The sequence below is a fragment of the Paenibacillus sp. P4_A7 genome (genome assembly GCF_056402455.1).
In genome coordinates, this window is sequence record NZ_JBFUHJ010000650.1 from 1 (window position 1) to 2265 (window position 2265).

Consider the following 2265-nt stretch of genomic DNA (forward strand, 5'->3'; position numbering starts at 1 on the left):
ATGCTGTATCAAGCATAATTCAAGTTTTTGTAGCTGGATTATTCATTTATTTCAAGTATGTAAATGTATCTCAACTATCTGATTCATTTACTCTAAAGACTTACTTTATTCAATCCATAAACGCAACAGTTTCAGTAACGGTTGCACTTTATGTTGGTGTGTCTAGGAGTGGATTTAGTTTCACTTTTAAGAATGGAAATTACAAAAAATTTGTTTTTGTTGCAACGGCATTACTTTTCACACTCGGTGTGACATTTTATATGTATCTTCATAATGAAACTATCGGCACACTGTTCTTAATTTTTGGAGGATCATTAATAGCTTCAAGTTTGATTTTATTGTTTTTATCACATCGTAGAGAAAACTATGAATACAAATGATTTCAGTATATTAAAAATAGGGGGTGATCAACTTGAAAAAACATTTTTTTGCATCAGCATTACTAACGGCATTAGTGGCACTTCCAGTAGCAACAACAGCAAAATTTTTACTATTCGTAGATCCTCGTAAGTAATTCCTAATTAGTCAAATACATAACGTAATCTGAGTACATCTTTAGGTGTACTCAGATTAACAAACATCTAGAGCTACCTCAATAAATTGAATGGGGTGTAAGTAATATGAAGAATAGAAGAGAAACTATAAAAAAGAATATCGACGAACAGTTTTTGATGCAATATGAGGTAGCAGAGATGGCTAATTGGTTATTATCTAAACTAGAAAATGGTCAACATATCATTGTTCCAATAAAGATGGATAAAGTTGAGGTTATTGATGTTGAAACTATTTTGTTCATACTAAATCCCAAAAAAGAGATTACAAAGATTCATTTGGTTACTGGTGAAATAGTATCTTCCATCATGAATATTGAGAGCATGCAAGAACACCTAACTTTTTTTAATTTTAAAAAGCTGGATAACGGTTTACTAGTAAATATGAAAAAGATTCAATGGTTCGATTCGAATATGCATCGAGTCTATTTTTCTAAGGAGCATTATATATCAGTAGCTGGTGCTGCTATAAGGAATATTGTTAAAATCGAGTTAGGCAAAGAAAAAGATTTGTATTCAAATAAACCCAGACATGCTAAGTATGGCACTGATGAATACTTCCCAATTGGAAAAACCACGCTATTGTGATTTTGCGGTCATTTTGCGTGATTATAATATAAAATCTACATATTAAAACATATTTCGACACGAAACCTCATTATTTAATGTAGGTTATTTAACTTTGGATATTTTTAAACTATATCTTCGACACGTATGCACATATCGTGATGCGTGTCAATACAAAATATTTTAAAAAGTTATGCTTTTTAATTGAAAAATATAGCACTATAATTGCAATAAATGCCGTATTCCGTAATTATCTAAGCAACAGGGGGATATTGAATGGATGAAGATGATTATTTACTAGATGGGTGGGAAGCCAGTGTTGAGAACTTCTTACTTTGGATCGAAAAAGTTTGTAGAGTGGAGAAGGATTCAATTACATATTATACATTAAAAGAAAATGTAGTAAACATGAATGAATTATTGCGCTGGATCGACTTCTTTCGTGGCAACATTGATGAAATAGAATTCATTACTGTTTTATACATGAAAAATAAGTTTGTGGAGACATAGATGATTTGTGGTTTCTCGCATGGGTAGAGAAGCCTCTCGGTGAAAGGAATGTGATTGTCATGAGTAATCGTTTTAGGGTTTACACTAAAGATATTGAAGAGCTTTGGCAATATGGGGAAGTTTTTGAGCCAATTGATTATAGGAGTTGGGTAATATTGGTTAGTGATAAAACGATAAAAGAGATTGAGCTAGTTCAGGGTGTATTTCGAGTGATTAGTATACCATAAAGTAGTATTTCAAGAGTCTTTAAATGACACCAGAGAGGCGTTGGCTATATGGCTAGATACTATGTTAAGTCAGATGATTTTGATCAGCTTGGGAAGTATGGCGAGCTTTACGAGACAATAGTAAAAGGACGGTGGACACTCTTTACTACAGAGTTGAAGATTGATGATATTAGAAAGATAGAGGGTGTAATTGAGGTTGCAGAGTGTTGATGTTGTTATGAAGTATTTAAAAACGGAAATATGTAAATTTTAAAAAAAGTTGACTTGATAGTTTATGGAAGATTTGCAGGGTTTTCTTAAATACATAGAAGATTCAAGATAAATGAACAGCGATAAAATGAGAGGATGTGACGTTCCATAAAAATGGTCGAGATCCAACTTCCTACTCCTTTAGCTCTAAAAAGTGATAT

General features: G+C 32.2%; 5 protein-coding genes. All 5 read left to right on the forward strand.

What is annotated here, in order from left to right; genetic code table 11:
- On the forward strand, positions 1 to 380 hold a 380-nt coding region (locus AC1DWN_RS32435; RefSeq protein WP_477562957.1), incomplete at its 5' end, for a hypothetical protein.
- Between the two features lie 240 nt (positions 381 to 620).
- Entirely contained in the window at positions 621 to 1139 is a 519-nt protein-coding gene (locus tag AC1DWN_RS32440; protein ID WP_477562958.1) for a LytTR family transcriptional regulator DNA-binding domain-containing protein, read from the forward strand.
- A gap of 255 nt (positions 1140 to 1394) precedes the next feature.
- The gene (locus AC1DWN_RS32445) at positions 1395 to 1628 is read left to right on the forward strand and encodes a hypothetical protein (RefSeq protein WP_477562959.1); all 234 of its coding nucleotides are present in this window, start codon (positions 1395 to 1397) and stop codon (positions 1626 to 1628) included.
- A gap of 59 nt (positions 1629 to 1687) precedes the next feature.
- Positions 1688 to 1855, forward strand: a complete 168-nt coding sequence (locus tag AC1DWN_RS32450) for a hypothetical protein (protein WP_477562960.1) — start codon at positions 1688 to 1690, stop codon at positions 1853 to 1855.
- Positions 1856 to 1903: 48 nt separating this feature from the next.
- Positions 1904 to 2065, forward strand: coding sequence for a hypothetical protein (locus tag AC1DWN_RS32455; RefSeq protein ID WP_477562961.1), 162 nt, complete (start codon positions 1904 to 1906; stop codon positions 2063 to 2065).
- Positions 2066 to 2265 lie beyond the last annotated feature (200 nt).